Here is a 16,855-nt window from a genome sequence, read left to right as displayed (position 1 = left end):
TTATTAACAATTCCCGCCATGATTCCCATACTATCCATAATTTCCATCCCTCAAAAATAACATTCTTACTGTTTTAGTTTGTCAACAAATCCCTTGCTTTTGTCATTGGCAATCAAATGCGTTTTTAATGATTCTATTGCTTTTTGGTTATTAATTAGTGTTTGCAGCTGTCTATACGCTTTTTCTCTCAAAATCTTTAGTCTATCAATCTGATTTATCCCTTGTCTTATCAAATCTGCGTTAGTATCTTCAAGATTTATCAAAACTACAAGTTCTTCTGCAGATGCAAAATCACGAATATTCGGGCTCATTCCCTTTGTCCCTGTCTCATTTCTCCATTGAGCAGCAGTTTTACCAAACAAAGCCATATTTAAAACATCTGCTTCAGATGCATACGTATATGACATTTCCTGTGGTGTGAGTTCAGGTGTAATTAAAAACTCCTTAACAGCATCCGTGTGTATTCTATAGTTTATTTTAGATAACTCTCTTTTTACGTCCCATCCGATGGACAAACGCTCTGATTCATCTTTTTTAAGCCGCTGATAGTCGGTAATAATGTAGAGCTTGAACTCTGGTGATATCCACGACGCAAACTCAAAGGCAATATCAGAATGTGCATAGGTTCCACCATTCTTGCCTGCCTTTGATATTATTCCTATAGCATTTGTTGCTTCTACCCACTGTTTGGTGGTAAGCGTAAATGCAGCTTCTCCCGACTCGTATTTAAACCTACCGAATTCGGTAGGTTTAAAATTTGGATTATGCAACTGCTCCCATAATCCTAAAAAATCTATAGTAGACCGATTTCTTAGCCAATGGCTGATAACAAGAGCAGCTTCTGTAGGATTCTTCTTTTTGGCTATATCAGTCAGGCATATATATGCATCTTCATTGATAACATCTCCATAAACCCTTATTTCCGTTCCGTTTGCATTTATTATTTTATTCTTCATTTTCCACTCAACCTCTGCATTCTACTCAACGATTGATTTCGTAGCCCTTTGCTAGTAACATACGGACTAACCCCTATTTGATTCTTATAAAATGAGAATAGTGAAGTCTTTTGCTTGTTAGATTGGTCTGTCACGTTATGCAAGTGTTGATGATAGGGAACATACCAATCTGTTCCCCTGCGCACTATTGATGCATCATGACTCTTAACTTCTATCGCGAAACAAAAACTCTCAATAGATATCTTGTCAATTTTTTCCTCACCATTTTCATAGTACTTTAATGATGGGGTGTAATTTTTAAGTTCTCCGATCACAACTACATCTATGTCTTTTACTGCTTGTCCCAATATTGTTGCGTTTGGGTATATTACCACCTCACCAATTACATTTGCCGGAAGGTCCTCTAGTCTTGACTGACTTAAGTCTAAATCTTTAAAAGGGTCATAAACTTCCCTTGTCTTCAAACGCCATGTTTATCGGCATTCATCCGGACAACTTCCAGGATGTACTTAGCTCTTTTCTCCTGCGGAAGCGCACTGTACTGGTACAAAAAGAGCTTTTCCATTATCTCTCTGCGGCTCTTAACGCCACAGTTTCTGATCTTACTGATCTCTGTTCCGCCGGCAATGGCCTCTGCCAGATCCCCTATGGTTCCGTAGCCGGCTCTTTTCAAACTGTTATATGCTCTGACGCTCAGGTCCAAAGCCTCAATTGGCGTCTCGCTCATCCTGGAATTCAGGTAAATGTTGAAAAAGAACTTTCCGCCCTTCTTCTCATGTACCCGCTCCCCGGTTATCTGCTCGATTATCTGTGACAGTGTCTGACTCTGATCTGCGCTCATATTCAATCCCTCCGTAAACGTCCTTGATAATCTCCCGGACCTGGCGCGCATGGTATTCAACGATATCATCAATGCAGGCCTTTTTGATTATCTTGGCCAAGTAATTGATCTGCTCAAGAGAATCAGATACAGCAACAAGATGAATATGATTTTCCTTGAGAGTGGTGTAGATCTGACGCACATACACTGTTCTTGTGGCGACATATTCCAGCACCCGGTCAAATCCTTCGGGCGTTGTAATGATATCGATCAGCATCGTTATCTCATCATCTCTCTTGATGTAAGTGTTATACTGGCGGATGATCCCGGCTTCCTTGAGCTTTGCAATCCTCTTTTTGGCAGCCACTCTGGAAATTCCCAAAGCATCACCGATCTCCTGATAGCTCTTGCGGGCATCACCTTTGATCATATCCAAAATCTGCTTATCTTTTTCATCCATTCGCTTGCTCCTTATCAGTGTCGACTCTGATGAGCTGATTATATTTGGGAAAAGAACCTTCTGCAATAGCAAGGGTTACGAAACGAAACTTTTTCAGTTTCATCCCGTAACCCAGTGTTTCTCATCAAACGTTTCTCATCAAAAGAACTTCTTCCCTGTTTTAGCCGTTTTAGCTAAAAGATATGGCTTATTAAGTATTCTCCTCTCATGTTAAAATCCAATAATATGCATTTTCTCTCCCGGAGAAAGCGCTAGTTCTGTCCAACCTCTTAAGTCTTTTGCTTCTTTTTCGTGGAGCCACTTTTCATACCAGAAATGTTTTCCACAGTTATTCAGATAATATAGCAAATCACATTTTCCATTCGTACTTTCTCTTACCATCTTAAAATATTCCATAAATTCATCGAAAGTATTAAAGCCAACAATCAGATCTGCAGCGTCTAGAACAGCTTTCCATTGATCATATGATAATTCATAATCATCATATACATCATGTTGCTTGCAAATAACCACAGATATAGCAAGACTGAATAGTATGATATCATCGTCATGTATGTGTAATGAATATTTTCCACCTTCAGTCACGAAATCCACAAAGCAATTGTCTCTATGGTCACGATACTTATCTCCAAACCAAAATGTAGCGCAACTGGATTCAAACCCCAATTTCTCATCATCATGTAAATCTTCCCAGTTGAACAATGCACTTTTCAATTGCTTAAAGGGGATCTCCAGTATCTGCTTATTACTGTCAATAAGTGTAACATCAACAAAATCGAGCTCAGGTTCAATACAGATACCTGTTTCATCACTCAGCCATATGATTACCGATCCAACCAATTCTCTTTTTTCTCCATTTGGAAACTCACATAAACACATTGGATCCTTTTCTGCTATATATGTTGCCACCTCAACCCTGTCAATCCTCTTTCCTATACATGAATCAAATATGATTGATGCTTCTGCATTCAAAGAGTTACAGCCCGGTTCTATATCCCATGGTATACAGTTCATGCTAATTCTAAACTCAGGTTCCTGTGGAGCATCTATTTCCAAGTGATCATGATCATCAAATTCGATAAGTAAAGGCTCGTCTAGCTTAGCGTATCGTAAAAATGGAAGATCCAAAGGAATATTATGATATTCCGATTTCTGCTGGCGTTCTTCCTCTGAAAGATTCTCCAACCTGTTATAGGCACAATCCTCTACCCAATGCCTGACCAGATTATAGGCATGTGACACAAAGCGAATATCTCTGATTACTCGACCATTTAGGTTGAGATTTTTGATTGTTGCTGCAATTTCAGCTTTATCAACCATATATGGTGCAGACCACTCACTATTATCAAACTTATCATCCGCAAATATGTTTTTACCATTTGTATAATATGTTCCATCTAGCATATCTATCACCTCTAACTGATTTCAATTAAGACTTATTAAATGTTTCTATGATGATATTCTGCTACAAATGCTATCCAATAAAACTCATTTATTGGTAAACAGAGGTTCTAAAAACCGAGGTATTTTCACCCAATTTCCCACACGACCGTCACAGTATCAGAAACCTCGATATCATCCGGCTCGATATTCATGTCAAATGAACCAGTACCATCGGGCATAGCTTTACTACAAATCATATCTCTATGCATTGGAGTGTACTCAAACTGAATCTCGCCCCAGGAATAATCAATGTTCTTGATGCTATTCAAGTTCACCCCTGCTGCCGTAGAAAGTACTTCAGCTTTAGCTTTGGCATCAGCTACGGCTTTGCCGAGAAGCTCATTCTTGGAAGCTTCAGGATCCTTAACGGTGTAGCTGAGTCTAAAGTCCGGATGAATGTCTTTTGCGTTAGCGAGTGCATATAGAATCTTTCCGAGTCTATCGTTGTCGGAATCAAATTCAACCTTGACCATATGCTTGAACTCATATCCCACAAAGCGCTCTTTCCAGCTCTTGTCCCTGGCCTGATAGCTCTCATATCTCGTGTCCACATTGAACATTAGAGTCTTAACGTCAGTTCTATCAAAGCCTTGTTTCTCCAGGATGTCTTTCAACGCTTCTGTGTCCTTTGAAGACTGCGTAAGAGTCATCGCATATTCCTTATTCTGACCCTCAAGGGTAATTGTGATTCTTGTCATATCAGGTTTTATCTTAAGATTGCCTTTGCCGGTTACTTTGATTATTCTTTCGTTTGTCATATTCTTAGACCTCCTTATTACGGTTTCATTTGATGATCTTATGATAGCATTTGGAGTATGAAAAAAGGTCGCATTACTGGCGACCTTAATCAACAGAATTGCTGAATTTTCTGAGCTTTTAAGCCACTTTTATTAGATTGAGATTCAAAACTTATTGGAAGTAAGGAATTATAAGAAGGTTCCTGTACTCTTCTCTTGCAGCATGTACCGTCTGAAGCAATTAAAAACAATTAAAAACAATTAAAGAATATGAGATTAATTAAAAACAATTAAAAGTCATCATCGATTATTTTGGTCTTCTTTGATCTTCATCCACAACAATAATAAGGTTACTCAATGCTCTCGTATATGCAATGTATTTCTCATTTTTAGACATTTTTCTTGGCACAACAAAGACTCTGTCAAATTCTATTCCCTTCACCTCATCAACATACATAAGAGATATATTACCGCCTTCTATCTTATCCCCTATTACCTTTTGTACGTGACTGGGAATGGCCTCCATATTTAGAAAATTACGCTTTCTGATCTTTCTAGGAACTAAAATAGCCACTCTTTCAGAGCCTAACGATAGATTAGATATCTCCTTCTCTAATTCTTTACGCGCTACTTCCTTGACTTGCGTGTCATATTACCCTTGACTTATATCTTCATTCCAGTCAGCAATTCTACTTGCGGTCAATGCATCTGCGAAAACTGCAAGTGTCACCATAATGACTATGTCTTCATTTTCTGCAGAATTGTACGTAATCTGTGTTTCGCTTTTTTGTATTTTGGATGAAATTGTGGCTATCAGATTGTTTTCAGAATCATATAGTTCATGTGAATCTAACCCTTTTTTTGCCAAATCCCAATTAATTGGTTTTATAACATAGTTTTTAACCAATACTCCAGATTTAGGTACAAACGTGTATTCCTCTCCATTTCTTAGCCGGATTTTCTGATTCCTTTTATTGGTAATAATATTCGAATCCTCGATTACTTCCCCAATAAGTTTTCCAGATTCATAATATGCTCGGACATGCTGCTTTTTGTCACTTTCTTGCCCGCTGGCATAACAATATTTGTTTCCACTTTTATCATAAAATGCATATTCGTACCGTTCTATGTACTGGCATTTCTTCGTTTGTACTATTGCATCATATCTTAATGTCAATTGACATGAAAGCTCTGGTTTAATCGCATTATTATATCCGTTTTCATTTAATACATTAGAAACAGTTTTGAAAAATCTCCCTAATTTAGAACCCATCTAGCTGTCCTCCTTTGGTAAATTTATATGTATAAATGCATTGAACATATCATCGCAGCAGCGATGAGAATCCCGTTATAAACCAGATATGGTGCTACAAGGAAATAAAAGTATGTCGGTTTCTCCTCTGTAAAATGAATTCAATAAGTCCATATTTTCTACTTAATACCTGTTAACGCTAATCCCAAGGCATCTCATAATCTTCAACTCATCAAGCGCATCATTATAAGCGTTATGCGTTTCCGTATAGTCCGCCACATCAAGCATCCTAAGCATCGGTTCCACACCATAGCCACGCTTTAATTTGCCATTGCTATAGCAATCTGCGCCGACAGGAATTGCAGAATTATAATTCCTGTTGGCTGCTATCCTCATTATATCAAACCAGTCATATTGGTGAAGTTCAGGCAAGTGGCTTCGGTCAAAACTTGCATTATACGCGAATATGCTTGTTACACCGTACCTGTCCAGCAAATCTTTCAGGTCCCGTATAACCTTGTTCCTATCATTTGTAAAATCAGCATCAACATAATCCAGCTCATCCGCATACATTGCAGGCTTATAACATGCCGGTTCCACAATATAGTATTTCCCATCCACCCTGGTAAAAGAGCTGTCGTCAGCAATGACAACTCCTATAGACATTACCTCATTGCTATATGTTGTTTCTGTATCAATCACGGCAAAATGCGCCATAATAAGCCTCGTTCTTTCGATTATTTTCTTCTGCATGCAAAAGAGCCAGTGGCTGTTTTCATGGCATATGCATACATCAGTGTTTCAGTTCACTAAACCTATTCCTATGATACTCCAGATACTTCTTGTTCCCTTCTCTAAGACTGACCTTCATGTCCTCTCGAATATTCATGAAAATTCGATCATTACTACTTAAGCTATCTGAGATCATAATCTTTCCATCATCATCAAAAGAAATTAAAAACTGGTCAAATAAAGCATCATGATTAGGGCACAGTAAAAATCCATTATCAGGATCAACTCGCTCTGCCGGTTCACTTTCGCTCCATGGCTTGATGTGGCTTGCTGTCATAAGCCTTGGGTCAGAAGCGCCACATAAACAGCATTTCTTATAACGCAGCAACAATCGCTTCCTGAATTCACTCTGGTTCAGGCGCGCCTTGATCATTGCAACTCTTTCTCTTCCTTCAATACCGGATTTCTCAAGGCTTCTTTCAAGATCCTCATCTTCTTGTTGAGCCTTCTCGCGATACTTCAGCTGATCAGCAACTTGATTTACAAAATCAGTTGCACCCGGTATTTTTTCAAGCTTTTCCTCCATTTTAAAAGAGAAATCATCTGGAGCAGCATATAACGTCCACACGAAAGAATGCGCATCCAACAATGAAATCTGATTCTCCGGGAATGCTTCGATCAGCTTTTCCTGTATCTGTCTATGCACGTTCAAAAAGACTTGATAATTATTCCATGAACAATACCGCAGGCAATCTCTATCAATATTTAACTTTCTAAAACGATCCCCATGCAGTTGGCTCGAACTCTTTACCGGAAGATACTTTGTATCATCCTTTAGAAACATCAAATATGAAAACACCGGATACCATCTTCCAAAGAAATCACAAGCATCTTCGAAAGCTGTAGCATCGTCATCTCCCTCATACAAATTAAACAAAACATCTTCTGCCAGAGGAAGGTCGGTATTAGCTTTCTCCTTAAAATTCGTGACAGAATGGAAATTGACAACAATGTTTTGACCGCTACCGTCTTTAGACTGCAGTCCTGCGACAACGCAATCCAGAATTCTTCCTGAGCCAATCATGCTTTTATCCCATGTTTCAAGTCTCAGAGCATCATGACCATTACGGAACAATTCTCGTTTAAATCCTTCATGCATCTGCATATAGCCAGAATAGAAATCCACGTCTCTTCCGCCTTGCTGGACCGCAATATACCTGGCAAACCAATTGATAGCTTTCTCTAGTCGCTCCTCATCAATACTATCTGTCTCCGCCAATTCTATTACCTTCTTTCCATTCTCATTTGATATCCATTATTGCATTTTATATATCATTCGGTCCCATCCGTACACCTCACTCATATCCTTATATCCGGATGGTGGCACATTATCGCTCACTTCTATCGAATCACCAAGCCACAATCCTGTACAGGAATCTTCATCAGATCCAGGAAATGCCATCAAAAGCGGTAACGGATTAATCCTTGTGCTCAAAACGCCATCCCTGTTTGTATATGTCAGTCTTGTCATTTCTATATCAAAAAACTCCTGCTTGGTGTGGTTAATTGTATATCTGTAAAAAGCAGACTTTCTCTCAAATAAGCCTTTATACGGATCTTCGCGGTCAACTCTGTAACAATTGTTCCTGAAATCATTAAACTTGATCATGTACTCAATTTCATGACGAACCTCTTTTTCAGCCTCTTTAAATAGCCCGGAAACACACTTATACTCCTCCGTCACATAGTCCGCATCATATCCAGACTCTCCCCATGCCTGCCTTTCAGCTGAAAGGCTTCTCAAAACAGGGTTTAAATCTTTCTCAGTGATATTGCTCTGATCTCCCAAAAAGACGATTGAATCTCCTCTCCAATCAGTAGATAAAAGATTATACAATGCCCCAAGAAAATGATTCCCCGCAAAAGCAGACTCATGAAGCTTATTTCCCAAATTAAAATCATTCGGACAGATGTATTCTTTTCTATCTACATTCACCCACTCGTAGTATTCTCCCATCGTCTTTCTCCATGTTAGTCTAAAAGGCCATGATTTCTGATCCTTGCACGAATTGCTCCGGTCATGGCTTAGTTATATTCATCCCAGTAGTCTTCAGCAGCATCATAGGCCTCATCTTCATCATCATAATCGTCTTCATAGTCGTAGAACTCTTCATACTTGTCATCAGCAAAATCCTGAGCTGACTTGTAGCTTTTTGAATCATATGGATCATAGGTCTCATGATAAGTACTTCTACTCTTGTTGGTGGAAGTATTTCCTAATGGAGTATCCTTCTTTTGGGAAGCATATCTTTCACCAAAGTCTTCAAGCTCACCATTAAATGCTGAGTACTCATAAAAGGACTTAACCTTTGTGCCTCTTACTGTAACTGTCATCGATCCATATGATGGAAATGTATAATCCTCTTTGCCTGCCATAAACTTAAAATCTGTTTTGTGATGCGTATAAAGAGAAATACCACGATATCTCATTGAATCGAATTGCTTATTTTCATTGAAAACCCTGCAATAATCGCTATTATTATATGCCGCATATACATTGTTACGTATTTCATGCATTATCCTCACGCATACTTCGCAGCGTTTTCGCATGGATAATTCTTCAAAGTTTTTATCCATATGTATTATCACTTCATCAACTGTAGTGTGATACCAGGTTTTGCTTAAGTTATCGTCATCATACATTACTCGAACGCTAACTGAGCCAACATAATCGCCATTTTTAATAGTGTAGATCATAGAAGGATCAGCACTGTCTCTGTACTCTTCTCTTGCAGCATCCAGCTGGTCATAGAGCTTATTTTTTCTATATTCGTTAACTACTACTGCTAGAATGATCAAGAACAGAGTGGCAAGTATGCTGATTACTACTTTTTTATTTTTCATCTATGCTCCCCTTGATCCCACACGAACATTCTTGTCTCGTGATACCAATGCAAAAGAGCCAGTGGCTGCTTTCAAATTAAAAATCATCTTCAAAGTCGTCATCATCTTCGTCGTCCCAATCATCAGAGGAGCGTTCCTCTTCCTCACCAAAGATGGTGTCAAACAGCACCTGGTCATAAGCTCTTCTTGCGCTTTCCTCGAAGATACTCATCTTCCCGTCATGATCAAAATCCCAGCGGTCATCTCCGCCATCAAAGTTCTCCATTCCAAAATGATGATATTTATCAAATGTATATGCCATAATCTTGTTCTCCTTTCTGAGATGATTCGATTATGCCCGAAATGAAGTCCTATAATCCTCTCTTGATCCCGAACAGGCGTTCCCTGGTGATACTTGTGTCTTTGGGAAAAGAACCAGTGGCTGCTTTCGTGGTATCTACATTCATAAGTGCTTCAGAAAAGCAATTGATTACAATTAAAGATTACTGGCACGCCTTATCCTGTCGCCATCTTAATTATAACAAAAACTACGTTGCCAATTATTCACAACGTAGTTTTGTGTTCTCATCATTTGTTTCAAATATTAGCGTATTACTCTTCTATATAAACTGACGCAATCTGATTATCAAATATATATCCTGTATCATACAGCATATACAAAGTCTTATTTTTTACATCCATCCTTTTTTCAAACGCTATATATACATTTGCAGACATTCCAGGAGCAATGGATTCTATATCATAGATATTAATATATCCATCAACTTTATCATTGTATGCCCAGGACGGATTACTGAAGAAATAATTATCTGCATATCCCGCCATGTTATATCCAGTCAACCCATAATCAATTGCCTGATTAGAAGTATTATCTATGGTAAACAAGAACACTTCCAAATAACTATCAGTAAATAAACCATTATCTGTTATAGATTTGTGACCCATATAGGTTATTTTATAGTCCCCATTGAAAATCACATCTCCAACATTTGTTATCGGCCTTGTACTGTCTGCTTTAATTAACGGCGTGAATACAAACGGATCATCTGTAACCTGATTATTTCGTACTACCCAACTAACCTTGTCATCATAGAAAACCTTTAGTTCTCCCCATCCTTTTGGCACTTCATAATTAACACATGCCATAGCCTGCGTACCACTATCCAAATCATAATTATGGTATTGCTCGACACCATCAACCACTACTTTTATATAGGTCTCGACGCCATCAACTTTCATCGAATCAGCATATCCGGTTAAATCGCTGTCCCAAAATGTCTTTCTTTTTGTTCCTGCATTTAGAACATCAAAGAACATAATAATAACTTCATTTCCAGGCTGAACATCTGCATCTCCTAAGGCCGTAGGTAAATAATCCATCCTTTTTGCATATGCTAATCCAACATAGAAATCTCCAACCTTAGTTATGTCTCCAATCGATAATGTATCACCATCTGTAACAGTAATATCACTCACTGCTAAATTTGGAGTATCCGGTTTGTAGACTGTTTCATTTACTACCGGAATTGCCACTTCATCATCCTCTGTTGGATAATCTGTTACAGCATCTGCAACTAAGTCTTCTATACTAGGTGTATCATTAACAGTTTCTTTTTCTCGTGTTACAACAGGGGTACTTTCATCTGAATGGATTGAATCATGAAGCATGTCATGAAATGCTGGGACTTTTGCATACATGGCAATGATTAATGTTTGAGCCAACAAAGTTCCTAAAAATCCAAATAATATAGCCTGTAAAATCTTCATTCTTTCCTCCTTGAAAACATGAATACATCTTTACAGTCACAAACAGCTTATTAGGTATGCTAATTGTAAGGCTTTGTCAGCATGATTGAAACAAAATGTGCATAAAAATAAATAAAATTTCTATTAACACCAAGGGGGGGGCAAAACAGCGAGAAGCGTCAAAAATGAGCATCTTTTTTCGCTCGTACGACATAGAATATTTATTCAAGAGTAATTGTGATTCTTGTCATATCAGCTTTTGTCTTAAGATTCTTATCCAGTTCTATATAAGTCTTATCTGTTCTCTCAGCGTTAGAGGCCCTTACTTTTTCCACTCATTTTTTATAGTGTATTCAATGCATCAACAATCTTCTCCTTTTCCCCACTCTCATTAGTCCCCAGTCTTACAAGCTTCAATCCGCACTTTTCAAGTATATGATTCTTCTTGATATCTCTCTCATGCTGTGCTGTTCCAGCCTTATGATACTTGAATCCATCTACTTCAATAGCAAGTACCGGTTGCTTGCTCATCCTGTTATAAACCAGGAAATCCAGGTGTGTTCCAGGATTATATGCATATCTAATCTCTTCAGCATCAAGCTTAGAAACATCCCTTACAACCATCGATAATGGTTCAAAGCAAGTAAGTGCGTAGTCAGGATAATTCTCCAGAATATCCTGAATCATCTTATATGCAAGATTCTCAGAATCATATTCTGAAACTCTTCTGTGATTTCTGAGATACTCCCATCGTTTCTCCCTATACTGACCATAGAGATAGTCAAATACCGAGTAGATCTTGCTATCAACAACCTCCATCTTGTTATATTGAATGTATGATATGAGATCTACTATATTGCCACTCTTTTCCTGCTCGTTTCCGGATACGACAACAATGAGCTTTTTCTTGGCTCTGGAAACAGCGACATTTAGCAAGTTTGGATCATCTGTGAAATCCTTAATTTGATCATCTACTGTTGAAAGGATTACGACATCCTTCTCACGTCCCTGATATTTGTGTACTGTGGCTACGTCAATGCCCGGAATCTGTCTTCTAATCTCGTTAACCTGTTCATTGTAGGGCGCGATGATGCCAATATTCTCTAATGGTTCCTCCAGTTTGGGAAGGATCTCCTGTTTAATGATATCTATCTGGCGCTGGTTGTACTTGCCCCTGGCATGATTACCTTCAACAGTTTTAACTGCCATAAGCGCCGTGCCAAGATTATCATCCTCAGTCATGACAACAAGCTCGTTATCATAGAACTTCTGGTTACAGAAAGAAATTATTCTTGGATGACATCTGTAATGTTCCTTTAGTAGCGTACTGGGTACATTGGGAATAGCTTCCACTATGCTCTGCAAAAAGCTCTTATGCGCAAAATCATAGGCTTCAGAAATGTTATAGTTAGTTCTTATCAAATCAGCCCTTTGCATATTCTCTGAATTAACAACATTAGGAAGCTGCTTTAAGTCTCCGACTATGACTGCATTGTGTGCACAGGATAATGCAAGAGCTCCTGTTGCAATATCTACCTGAGAAGCCTCATCCATTATTACGTAATCAAACTCAACATCAGCAAGATTCAGACTTGTTCTCGCTGAAAATGTAGTACTTAATACGATCGGATATTCCTTTAATACCGCTGCAGAATTCTTATAAAGATCTTCACCGGAAAACCTTACTCTTTCTCCGTTCCACTTATATCGTCTGGCAATAATGTTCTTCACAAAGCTTAATGATTTGTCCTGAAGCTGTTTATCGTAATCTCTGCATTCTTGTACCAGAGCATCTTCACTTTCTTTTAACTTAGTCTGGCTTTCCTCAAGACTACGCTCATAGTACATTCCCTGAAGTACAGTAATAATCTTGGAATACTCCTGCTCATAAAAATCCCAGTCAGCAATGCCATAGACTAAAACACTTTTTAGTTTTGTCCAAAAAGTAAGCTTCTTGTCGTTATCAGCTCGATTCTGTACTTCCTGCCATAAACGCATCAGCTTATCCGAACTAAGCTTCCTTCTGATCTTTACGGCTTTATAGTCCGCACCGGTCTCTTGAACAAACTCATCAAAGTGCTTCTGCTCTATCTCTATTGTGTACTGCTCTTCTTTTAATTTAGCTATAGCTTCTTGAAGCTTATATACATTCTGGAGCCTTTCCGCCAAAGTATTTATTTCATTTATAGAAACCGCGTCATCTTCACTGATAATCCAATCAGATAAATCAGGATATCTTCCAGTCTGCTCCTGTACAAAAAGTTCTTTATTATCGAAGCTCCCCAATGGTGCAACAAGAAAGTCCATCCCATATTTCGCCTGGGATAGTTTCTCCATCACGTTCAAAGTTGCTGCGTTATTGTTTGATACCACAAGAACCGACTTGTTCCTGATTATTAGATTCGCAATGATATTTAGAATTGTCTGCGTCTTACCAGTTCCTGGAGGCCCCTGAATTATGCTTATCTGATTCTCCATAGCATTCTTAACTGCCTGAAACTGGCTCTGATTACAGCCAAATGGAAAAACCAAAGGTCTGGGATTATATCTTTCGATACGCTTAGATGGTTCAAAGAAGTTCGCTAATGCAGAGGTATCTCCGATAAAATATACCTTCTCAAAACGCTTACTTAAGATAAGCTCGCCCTTATCATTCCTGAGATTACTTAACTCCGACACATCCTTAAGATAATCAAAGAGATTTGCGGATTTCTTATTTACCAGGCAATTCTCTACTATCCTAAGCTCACTCTTTTTGTAATCCTTTGTAAAGCCATCAAATACAATATGCCAATACAGCTCACTACCACTTGCGAATTGATAGATGCATTTTGCACCATATAGCTTTTTCCCTTCAGCAGTCCTTATTACATAATTCTCTGGATTCAATACAGAAGGGTTACTCAAAACAAGAACGTTGCCCGGCATGTACGAGTATGTTCTTCCGTTAGTAAACCTGATATCAAATTTATTTGTGGCTGGATTCTTTACACAAGTATCTATCCGACTTGTTTCAATTTTCCCCTTAGCCACTATCATGTACTTAGTGGAGTCGATCATTTTTTATCTTTCCAGACACGTATACCATGCTCTATATAATGCCGCTAGTCATCATGTTTCAAGGTGATTAAAAGAGCCATCGCATCTCACGATAGCCCTTCAAAACATTCATAATTCCAACCTTACATACAAGACCTGCCGAAACACTATATATTATGCGGCCTTACTTCTTCGACACACCCATTCTTACAATAAATATCCACCTTGCTAACACCGTGATATTTCCGGACGCTATTACCTCTATAGGAACTCCCCGTGCTTCCACCATTAGAATAACGCCACTCGTATTTCACCCTATCATTCTTTAAAAGGCTCTTATTGTACCTTCTCCCCATTATTTTAAGCATCTCATTTTCACTCATGCCCAGGCTGATTTTTGCAACACGATTTCGTCGTCCAGCTTTTACAGCGTATTTTGCCAAAAGAATAATAGCCGCAACAATAAGAAATATAGCCAAATACATAAATAAGTAATTACCCATATAAAGTCTCCCCCTCAAAAACTTCTGCCCAGTTAACACATACTCTAATGATTAGCAAATGCACTATATTATCTACACTACCAAGTAATTAGCTATTCCGCAAGAAGAGAGTAACGTTAATGGCTGTACAACAGTCGGGAATCTGATAGATTCCTACATTCATAAGAAAACGAGGCGCTTCCATGTTCTTGGATAAGCTCCTCGTTCTACGTTACAAAAATCAATTATGCAAATATTATAGTCTTGTCGCAGCTAACACCAACTTCTTCAAAGATATTTACTACTTGTCTTCAGGCTGTATTTACAACAGCTTCACATTCCATCTTGGTCATATCGTTACAAACAGTCTTAAATGACATTTCTTCACCTAACCCTTAATAGCCCAAAATCTCATTTATACTAACTATTCCACGATCATAGTTAGCGACTGTTTTATCTACCCTATTTTTCAAATTCTTGTTTCGGTATGTAATACCAGAAACTTCAAATCCATTATCTGTCGACAATTCAAACATTGTCTTTGCACATTGCTGTTTACGCACACCATCCCACTCAATTTTCTGTAATTGATTTCCTGTATGCTTTTTCTTTCTTGTTTCATAAATATTTACATTATGAAAGCTGAATTGCGCTTGCCCAATCTGTGTTATAACAAGATTAGACCGTTTTTCTCCCTGCACATCAAAAGAAACACCTCTTATATCAATCGCTTCAATAACAGACAGATAATACCCTAGCTTATTCTTAAAGCGATAATCTATTTGCGCATCCTTTTGCTTAACATAAGTATTGTTTATATGCTCTCCTTTGTTGCACGCTCACAACTGTTTTTTTTGATTGCTGGCATTGTTATGCGGACGCCGTTTCTCACAAATGATACTGTTTCCATAAGGCACACTCTCCCTTCACTGTACCTTTATATTATTCTTTTCTCGGCCTAGGGAAATTAAAAAAACTGTGCGAAGTTGAAACAAATGACCGATTTCTCTCTGAATATAAGTTTTTCCAATTTGAGCTAGCATTTCTGCAGTATCCATCATTTTGGTATATATGTCTTCAACACTATTTACGACAGCTCAAACTCAGATTTATGACTAATTAAGTATTCTGTAGCTTTTGGTTCTAACCGATAATATGCTTTTTGATTGCAAACGCTGATACAAATTAAGTTGCTTCCAGAACGTTGTACCAAATTGTAGCGAGTAACTAACGGATTATTCTTATATCTTCGGTCAGGACCGCCATCCACCTTTCTATGCATCCACTCTGTGTATGGTTCACGCTCAGTCCATTCCTCTGTCACCCGAACAATTCTAAATCCGTCAGGGCTTAGGCATGCTATGTACTCTCCTGTTCTCTTATCAAAACAATAGATTGCTTCACTGGTAATACAAAACCACCCATCTCCAAGTTCTACACAAATAGGCGCTGGGTTTATAACTACACTATCTATTTTTTCCTTTATAGACCAATACGGAACAAAAAGCTTTCTGATATCTGATGTTACATATTTTCCTACGCGCTCCACTGTTCTTACTTCTCTCAAATACAACATAGCATTCTCAAAGTCTCTGTATCGATTAGTACGTTCCCACGTCACAATATATGTGGCATTCTCCAGTTTTTCGCCAATCTTTTCCTTCGTAGTTTTCAGAACTGCAATTAGTGATTTCATCTCATTTGTCTTAAATAGCTTTAAACGCAATGAAGAAAGCTCTTTTTGGACCATAGCTTCCTGCTCTATAGTGTTTTTCCTATCCTCAATAAATTTTTTTATTTCTGCATCTCTACTCCTTAACAAATATCCCGAATAAATATTATCCAACCCCAAATTCAATCCATTATTCTCGCTTTTCTCTTTGCTATTATTATCTTCTTTGGAGCTAAATACACAAATAAAGATCATTGCACAAAAAATAAAGAAGACTGCACCTAGCACCACCAAGCCAATAGAACCTTGATTATCTGAAACCGCGCTTGCTAATAGAACTAAGGCGACACAAATCATTACGCCTCCCCCAAAAACGCCGGTGCCTGAGTTATTGTCCGCTCTTATTTCATGATTATTACTTTTTTGCCCATATAGATTTGAATTCTGTAATATTCCCGCATCACTTATCGTATTCCTATTGCTTCTTACCTTCTGTGATTGGCGGCTATAAAACATATAACTTCTAGCAAACCTTGCTCCCGGCCTGTTTCTTCCTGATCTTCTTCCATAAATTCTCATTTAATACCACCTTAAATGCTCATTATTATTCAC

The 16,855-nt window shown here is 38.2% G+C and carries 18 protein-coding genes; all 18 read right to left on the bottom strand.

Going from position 1 to position 16,855, the window contains the following annotated elements; translation table 11 throughout:
* Positions 1 to 65 precede the first annotated feature (65 nt).
* Positions 66 to 956: a KilA-N domain-containing protein gene (locus tag T456_RS0107910; protein ID WP_024865659.1), complete on the bottom strand. Its 891-nt coding sequence runs from the start codon at positions 954 to 956 to the stop codon at positions 66 to 68.
* Positions 953 to 1,420, bottom strand: a complete 468-nt coding sequence (locus T456_RS0107905; RefSeq protein WP_024865658.1) for a hypothetical protein — start codon at positions 1,418 to 1,420, stop codon at positions 953 to 955. The genes T456_RS0107910 and T456_RS0107905 overlap by 4 nt, the downstream gene beginning before the upstream one ends.
* The gene (locus T456_RS0107900) at positions 1,417 to 1,797 is read right to left on the bottom strand and encodes a DNA-directed RNA polymerase subunit alpha C-terminal domain-containing protein (protein WP_024865657.1); all 381 of its coding nucleotides are present in this window, start codon (positions 1,795 to 1,797) and stop codon (positions 1,417 to 1,419) included. The genes T456_RS0107905 and T456_RS0107900 overlap by 4 nt, the downstream gene beginning before the upstream one ends.
* On the bottom strand, positions 1,730 to 2,236 hold the full coding sequence (locus tag T456_RS0107895) for an Lrp/AsnC family transcriptional regulator (protein WP_024865656.1): 507 nt from the start codon (positions 2,234 to 2,236) through the stop codon (positions 1,730 to 1,732). The genes T456_RS0107900 and T456_RS0107895 overlap by 68 nt, the downstream gene beginning before the upstream one ends.
* A 210-nt stretch (positions 2,237 to 2,446) precedes the next feature.
* Positions 2,447 to 3,640, bottom strand: coding sequence for a hypothetical protein (locus T456_RS0107885; protein ID WP_024865655.1), 1,194 nt, complete (start codon positions 3,638 to 3,640; stop codon positions 2,447 to 2,449).
* Between the two features lie 125 nt (positions 3,641 to 3,765).
* On the bottom strand, positions 3,766 to 4,437 hold the full coding sequence (locus tag T456_RS0107880; protein ID WP_024865654.1) for an SIMPL domain-containing protein: 672 nt from the start codon (positions 4,435 to 4,437) through the stop codon (positions 3,766 to 3,768).
* A gap of 286 nt (positions 4,438 to 4,723) precedes the next feature.
* A complete protein-coding gene (locus tag T456_RS0107875) occupies positions 4,724 to 4,990 on the bottom strand; it encodes a hypothetical protein (RefSeq protein WP_024865653.1) in 267 nt (88 codons plus the stop codon).
* A gap of 78 nt (positions 4,991 to 5,068) precedes the next feature.
* Entirely contained in the window at positions 5,069 to 5,689 is a 621-nt protein-coding gene (locus tag T456_RS0107870) for a hypothetical protein (protein ID WP_024865652.1), read from the bottom strand.
* Between the two features lie 162 nt (positions 5,690 to 5,851).
* Complete coding sequence (locus T456_RS0107865; protein WP_155838050.1) at positions 5,852 to 6,421, bottom strand: hypothetical protein; 570 nt, start codon at positions 6,419 to 6,421, stop codon at positions 5,852 to 5,854.
* Between the two features lie 40 nt (positions 6,422 to 6,461).
* On the bottom strand, positions 6,462 to 7,679 hold the full coding sequence (locus T456_RS21180; protein WP_024865650.1) for an HNH endonuclease: 1,218 nt from the start codon (positions 7,677 to 7,679) through the stop codon (positions 6,462 to 6,464).
* A 36-nt stretch (positions 7,680 to 7,715) separates the two neighbouring features.
* Positions 7,716 to 8,417 carry a hypothetical protein gene (locus T456_RS0107855; protein ID WP_024865649.1) on the bottom strand — a complete coding sequence of 234 codons (702 nt, stop codon included), beginning with the start codon at positions 8,415 to 8,417 and terminating at the stop codon, positions 7,716 to 7,718.
* Between the two features lie 68 nt (positions 8,418 to 8,485).
* On the bottom strand, positions 8,486 to 9,304 hold the full coding sequence (locus T456_RS0107850; RefSeq protein ID WP_024865648.1) for a hypothetical protein: 819 nt from the start codon (positions 9,302 to 9,304) through the stop codon (positions 8,486 to 8,488).
* A 76-nt stretch (positions 9,305 to 9,380) separates the two neighbouring features.
* The gene (locus T456_RS0107845) at positions 9,381 to 9,605 is read right to left on the bottom strand and encodes a hypothetical protein (RefSeq protein ID WP_024865647.1); all 225 of its coding nucleotides are present in this window, start codon (positions 9,603 to 9,605) and stop codon (positions 9,381 to 9,383) included.
* 290 nt (positions 9,606 to 9,895) lie between these two features.
* Positions 9,896 to 11,071: a hypothetical protein gene (locus T456_RS0107840; protein WP_024865646.1), complete on the bottom strand. Its 1,176-nt coding sequence runs from the start codon at positions 11,069 to 11,071 to the stop codon at positions 9,896 to 9,898.
* 321 nt (positions 11,072 to 11,392) lie between these two features.
* Positions 11,393 to 14,110, bottom strand: a complete 2,718-nt coding sequence (locus tag T456_RS0107830) for an AAA domain-containing protein (RefSeq protein ID WP_242835893.1) — start codon at positions 14,108 to 14,110, stop codon at positions 11,393 to 11,395.
* Between the two features lie 146 nt (positions 14,111 to 14,256).
* On the bottom strand, positions 14,257 to 14,592 hold the full coding sequence (locus T456_RS0107825; protein WP_024865644.1) for a hypothetical protein: 336 nt from the start codon (positions 14,590 to 14,592) through the stop codon (positions 14,257 to 14,259).
* Between the two features lie 374 nt (positions 14,593 to 14,966).
* Positions 14,967 to 15,272, bottom strand: coding sequence for a hypothetical protein (locus T456_RS0107820; RefSeq protein WP_024865643.1), 306 nt, complete (start codon positions 15,270 to 15,272; stop codon positions 14,967 to 14,969).
* A 386-nt stretch (positions 15,273 to 15,658) separates the two neighbouring features.
* Positions 15,659 to 16,822 carry a hypothetical protein gene (locus T456_RS0107815; RefSeq protein WP_155838049.1) on the bottom strand — a complete coding sequence of 388 codons (1,164 nt, stop codon included), beginning with the start codon at positions 16,820 to 16,822 and terminating at the stop codon, positions 15,659 to 15,661.
* Positions 16,823 to 16,855 lie beyond the last annotated feature (33 nt).

The sequence above is a fragment of the Butyrivibrio sp. FCS014 genome (genome assembly GCF_000526935.1).
In the GTDB taxonomy this organism is placed as follows: domain Bacteria; phylum Bacillota; class Clostridia; order Lachnospirales; family Lachnospiraceae; genus Butyrivibrio.
This window is presented reverse-complemented; position numbering and strand designations above follow the sequence as displayed.

Bases quoted from the DNA above. Each gene is read 5' to 3' on its own strand.
- T456_RS0107885 (WP_024865655.1), bottom strand. From the start codon at position 3,640: ATGCTAGATGGAACATATTATACAAATGGTAAAAACATATTTGCGGAT.
- T456_RS0107855 (WP_024865649.1), bottom strand. From the start codon at position 8,417: ATGGGAGAATACTACGAGTGGGTGAATGTAGATAGAAAAGAATACATC.
- T456_RS0107830 (WP_242835893.1), bottom strand. From the start codon at position 14,110: ATGATCGACTCCACTAAGTACATGATAGTGGCTAAGGGGAAAATTGAA.
- T456_RS0107850 (WP_024865648.1), bottom strand. From the start codon at position 9,304: ATGAAAAATAAAAAAGTAGTAATCAGCATACTTGCCACTCTGTTCTTG.
- T456_RS0107870 (WP_024865652.1), bottom strand. From the start codon at position 5,689: ATGGGTTCTAAATTAGGGAGATTTTTCAAAACTGTTTCTAATGTATTA.
- T456_RS0107825 (WP_024865644.1), bottom strand. From the start codon at position 14,592: ATGGGTAATTACTTATTTATGTATTTGGCTATATTTCTTATTGTTGCG.
- T456_RS0107900 (WP_024865657.1), bottom strand. From the start codon at position 1,797: ATGAGCGCAGATCAGAGTCAGACACTGTCACAGATAATCGAGCAGATA.
- T456_RS0107880 (WP_024865654.1), bottom strand. From the start codon at position 4,437: ATGACAAACGAAAGAATAATCAAAGTAACCGGCAAAGGCAATCTTAAG.
- T456_RS0107840 (WP_024865646.1), bottom strand. From the start codon at position 11,071: ATGAAGATTTTACAGGCTATATTATTTGGATTTTTAGGAACTTTGTTG.
- T456_RS0107865 (WP_155838050.1), bottom strand. From the start codon at position 6,421: ATGCAGAAGAAAATAATCGAAAGAACGAGGCTTATTATGGCGCATTTT.
- T456_RS0107895 (WP_024865656.1), bottom strand. From the start codon at position 2,236: ATGGATGAAAAAGATAAGCAGATTTTGGATATGATCAAAGGTGATGCC.
- T456_RS0107845 (WP_024865647.1), bottom strand. From the start codon at position 9,605: ATGGCATATACATTTGATAAATATCATCATTTTGGAATGGAGAACTTT.
- T456_RS0107910 (WP_024865659.1), bottom strand. From the start codon at position 956: ATGAAGAATAAAATAATAAATGCAAACGGAACGGAAATAAGGGTTTAT.
- T456_RS0107815 (WP_155838049.1), bottom strand. From the start codon at position 16,822: ATGAGAATTTATGGAAGAAGATCAGGAAGAAACAGGCCGGGAGCAAGG.